Genomic DNA, 3798 nt, shown 5'->3' with positions numbered 1-3798 from the left:
CCTGAGTGCTGCAGAGGGCGAAACAGGCGCGGATGTTTTCAAACGACTGCAATCGGGGCTTGAGGCGCAGATGGGCGGAATGGGCGTTGCGTTCGGATCGTCCTTGCTTGGTCTTGCGGGGTCACTTGTCGTGGGTCTGTTGGAACTGTTTGCAGGTCATGGGCAAAACCGTTTTTACCGCGAACTGGAAGAGTGGTTATCGTCCATAACGCGTCTTGGATATTCATCGGGCGACGGTGAGGGCGGCGTTGAAAATTCGGCCATGGCCGCAGTTGTCGATCACATGGCAGAGCAGATGGAAGCGCTGCAATTGATGTTCACACAAAGCGACGTGAGCCGCTCGATGGTGGATGATAAACTTGGCTCGCTTACGGATGCGATTTCCAGCATGACCGAACGGATGGAAGCGACGGGCACTGCAACTGATGCGTTGATCCGCGTTGCAGAAGGGCAGGAACGGTTGATTGCGAAACTCGACGGCGGGGCTTTGGGCGGCGATGGTATCGATGCAGAAAGCCGGATGCGCCTGCGTTCGATTGATGTGCAACTTTTGAAGATTCTCGAAGAAATGTCCGCGGGGCGGGCAGAAACGATGGCAGAGCTGCGCAGTGATATCAGCGCCCTTGGGCGCGTTTTGACCCAACCCCGCAAGGCGCCAGCCGGCGCTGCAAAATCTCAGGCATCGCGCACGCGTGATGGGGCCTAATGGCACTCTCGCGGCGCACAGGACAACGCTTTCAAGGCTCGATCTGGCCGGGTTTCGTCGATGCGATGACGGGTCTATTGCTGGTGCTTATGTTTGTGTTGACCATGTTCATGGTCATGCAGTTCGTTCTGCGCGAAACTATCACAGGGCAAGAAAGCAAGCTTGATGATCTCGGTCAGGAAATTGCAGCGCTTGCAGAGGCCTTGGGGCTTGAGCGCGACCGCACACAACGTTTGCAAAGCGATCTTGGCGCGCTTAATGCGACGCTCGACGATGTGAATGAACGTGCTGTTGCGCAGTCTGCCTTGATCGCCGCGCTTCAGCAGCAACGAGACGAGCAGGCGGCGACAATCGAAGCGGCACAGGCGCAGATCACGGGATTTGAAGCGCAAGTTGCCTCGCTCTTGTCCCAGCGCGATACGGCACTAGGCAATATCGCTGAGCTGGAGACTGCACAAGCTGCGCTGTTGAGTGAAAAAGAAGCGCTGGATCTGGCGCTAGCGAGCGCGCGTTCGGAAATCGACGACAAGCTGGAGGCGGCCCGTTTGGCTGCGGCGCAGCGCGAGGCTATGGAAGCGCTAATTGCCGATCTGCGCAATGAAGGCGCGCAAAAGGATGCCGCGCTCACAGCAAGGGCGAGCGAACTTGCAGAGCTGCAAGAGGCGTTAAGCGAAGAAGAAAAAGCCCGATTGCTTGAAGCAGAGGCAGCGGCAGCGCTACGCGCGCGTTTGACAAATGCGGATGCTGAATTGACTGCGATGACGCTGGCGCTGGAAGCGCAACGCAAGGAGGCTGAAGACACGCTTACGCTGTTGGCAGCTGCGCGATCTGCGCAAAACGATTTGACGGCACAACTCGCCGCGGCGGTAAGTTCTGGCCAAGATATTGATGCTGCAAAAGCGGCGGTTGAAAAAGAACTTTCCGAGGTCTTGGCGCAGCTGGCGCTTGCGCGCTCTGACCTTGACGCGGCGAAAACGCAGCACGCACAAACGGCGTTAGAAAAGCAAAACAGTGAAACGCAGAGCGCGGCCCAAATTGCAGCAATGCTTGCAGTGCAGGATGAAAGTGATGCAAAGCTGGCCGAAATCTCAGCCGCGCAAGAAGAGGCAGCAACGAAGATTGCAGCGCTCACCGCGGAACTGGCGCGTACACGGGATGCTTTGGCAAAGGCTGAAACCGCTCTGACAGTTGCGCAGGATAACAGCGAAATCGAAATGACGTTGGCGGCTGCGTTGGCTGCGCGCACTTCGGCAGAGCTTGAGCGCGAAGAGGTTCAACGTCAGCTTGCGGCGGCGCTTGCGGCCAAACTGGCAGCAGAGCAACAGGCAGAGGTTCGCCTTGATGATGCCACCCAGCAAGCGATCTTACTGGCAGCAGCGCGTGAAGAACTGGCAAAAGAACAGAACGCGTCTACGGCTGCACAGCGCCAAACCGAGGCCTTGAACCAGCAAGTCGGTGCATTGCGCTCGCAGCTTTCCAGCCTGCAAGCAATCCTTGATGAAGCCAAGGTGCAGGACGAAGCGGCAAAGGTCCAATTGCAAAACCTGGGGTCCGAGCTGAATTCTGCTCTGGCCCGCGTCGCTGCAGAAGAACGTAAACGGCGGGAACTGGAAGAGGCCGAGCGCAAAAGGCTGGAAGCAGAAGCCAAAGCGCTTGCCGCGCAAACCAAGGATTTGGAGCGCTACCGCTCAGAGTTCTTTGGGCGTTTGCGCGATGTTTTGGGTAGGCAGGACGGTGTGCGGATCGAAGGCGATCGCTTTGTGTTTTCCTCGGAGGTTCTGTTCGCGCCAGGGCGCGCGAGCCTGTCAGACGAAGGGCGTGGGGAGGTTGCGAAGGTCGCAACTATTCTGCGTGCCATTGCGGGCGACATCCCCGCTGAAATCGACTGGGTCATTCGCGTAGACGGGCACACGGATAATGTACCGCTTTCGGGGGTTGGCGAATTCGCAGACAACTGGGAACTTAGCCAAGCGCGGGCGTTGTCAGTGGTGAAATACATGGTGAATTTTCTAGGAATTCCGCCTGACCGTTTGGCCGCAAACGGCTTTGGTCAATACCAGCCAGTGAACCTAGAAGACAGCGATGCTGCGCGGGCGCAAAACCGTCGGATCGAGCTGAAATTCACAGAGAAATAGCGCCTAGCGCGGGATTTCGAAGGTGCTTTGCGCTGTGTCTATGATCTCGCCATCGCGATATAGCGTTGCAATGGCTTGATACTCTCCGCCGGGCCAAGGCGCCGAGCGGCGCTTTTTGCCGATTGCGCGGAAAAACTGGGCCAGCGCTTTGGGCAACTCGTAACTTTCGCTCACGCGAAAATCACCGGGGCCCGTGAAGGTCATTTCGACCGTGTCGCCAGCTTTGCCGCCAAATAGGTACGCATAGGTTACAAGGGCAGGGGAGATGCGGGTTAGTTTAGTATCAACCACACCCATCTTGATGTCACTGAACTCTGGCACCAAATCTGCAAAGCCAAGGGCGAGGAACCCGCCGGGTTGAAATTGGGGCGTTTCGTTCCAAAGTGTTTTTTCAATCGAACCGCCGCAGTTTGCACCGTTCGGCGCGAAAGGATCAATGGGTGTGCCGTCTTTGCGCACAGACAGATGCATGTGGGCAAACTCTGTGCGCCCACTCATCCCGATCTTTCCAAGCACCGTGCCAGCGTCAACCTTGTCGCCTTTTGAAACGGCAAGTGATCCGTTTTGCATATGACAATACTGGGTCTGCCAGCCGTCGCTATGCTCAATCACCAGACCATTGCCGCAATCGCGCCCCTTTATGGCTTCGCCGTCATACTTTCCATCCCAGACATCTTGCATCCCGTCGCGGGTTCCAAGGACGGTGCCAGCGGCCGCCGCAAGGATGTTAATGCCTGCTTTGGCGTCAGCTGCTGTTGGTACGGCAAAGTCTGTGCCTTTGTGTCCATCGTAGGAGCGCGGACCACATTGGAAATCTTGATATTGTTCGCTTGGATCGTGGTCCATGTACTGCTGGATGTAGCAGGATTTGCCAATTTCGCAGTCAACCGGGAGCATCAGGACCGGAGCGCCCGCAGCCGGAACTGCGAGCGCTGAAAGTGAAAGTGCCAAGTGGTA

Annotated in this window: 2 protein-coding genes and 1 pseudogene; 2 read left to right on the top strand and 1 reads right to left on the bottom strand. The window is 57.1% G+C overall.

Features of this window, described 5'->3' with window-relative positions:
- Both WBC85_RS13030 and WBC85_RS13025 read left to right on the top strand, forming a co-directional pair.
- A pseudogene (locus WBC85_RS13030) lies at positions 1–706 on the top strand (biopolymer transporter ExbB); the annotation flags it as partial.
- On the top strand, positions 706–2841 hold the full coding sequence (locus WBC85_RS13025) for a peptidoglycan -binding protein (protein ID WP_424437890.1): 2136 nt from the start codon (positions 706–708) through the stop codon (positions 2839–2841). The pseudogene WBC85_RS13030 and the gene WBC85_RS13025, both read left to right, overlap by 1 nt.
- A gap of 3 nt (positions 2842–2844) precedes the next feature.
- On the opposite strand, the gene WBC85_RS13020 is transcribed toward WBC85_RS13025, so the two are convergent.
- On the bottom strand, positions 2845–3798 hold a 954-nt coding region (locus WBC85_RS13020), incomplete at its 5' end, for a M23 family metallopeptidase (protein ID WP_424437887.1).

The sequence above is a fragment of the Planktotalea sp. genome (assembly GCF_049680325.1).
Classification (GTDB): domain Bacteria; phylum Pseudomonadota; class Alphaproteobacteria; order Rhodobacterales; family Rhodobacteraceae; genus Planktotalea.
The sequence above is the reverse complement of the archived record's forward strand: the minus strand, read 5'-3'. Positions and strand labels throughout refer to the sequence as shown.